The organism is Microvirga sp. KLBC 81 (assembly GCF_003075415.1).
GTDB lineage: Bacteria > Pseudomonadota > Alphaproteobacteria > Rhizobiales > Beijerinckiaceae > Microvirga.
In genome coordinates, this window is the sequence record NZ_QDAH01000300.1 from 1 (window position 1) to 737 (window position 737).

Genomic DNA, 737 nt, shown 5'->3' on the forward strand with positions numbered 1-737 from the left:
AAAGGCCCGGGTTTCCCCGGGCCTTGTCTGTCGCGGCTGCGACGGCTCTTAGTAGGTGCCGAACTTGAAGTTCAGCTTGGCGCGGGCCACGAAGAAGTCGGCGTCGTCCTCGCGGTCGGCACCAGCCACCTCGACCGCCTGACGGTCAGCCCCGGCAAACGGCACCGAGCTGCCGATGAAGGTGCCGTTGTCGTCCTCGTCGAGGTTGACCCACAGGCCTTCGATGCCGGCCGTCAGGTTGTTGGTGAAGGCGTACTCGACGCCGGCACCCAGCACCCAGCCGGTGCGCACGTCATCGTCGTTGTCGAAGAAGTCGTTGTCGTCGTCAGAGCCGCCGTACGCGAAGCCGCCGGTGGCGTAGATGAGGGCGCGGTCGAAGGCCACACCGGCACGGGCGCGCACGGTGCCGAACCAGTCGATGCCGCCGGCAGCGCCGGCCGGCTCGAAGGCGTAGGCGTCCCACTGCGCCGGAAAGACGGCCGTGCCGTCGCTGCCGCCGAGGTCGGCCCACTGCAGGTCGGCCTCGAGACCGACCACGAAGGCGCCGAACTGGTAGTTGTAGCCGATCTGGCCGCCGCCGACGAAGCCGTCGCCGTCATCATCCTCGAAGGTGATGGTGCCGGCCACCGAACCCACGCCGACTGCCTCGGCCGGCACGGCAACAGCGGTGGAGTCGTCGTTGTTGTTCCAGCCCCAGCCGGCGTTCACACCGGCGTAGAACCCGGTCCAGGTGAAGA

1 protein-coding gene is annotated in these 737 nt (G+C 68.4%); it reads right to left on the minus strand.

Annotation, left to right across the window (positions count from 1 at the left end):
- Positions 1-48 precede the first annotated feature (48 nt).
- The coding region (locus tag DC522_RS33875; protein ID WP_133239468.1) for an outer membrane protein at positions 49-737 on the minus strand (689 nt) is incomplete at its 5' end.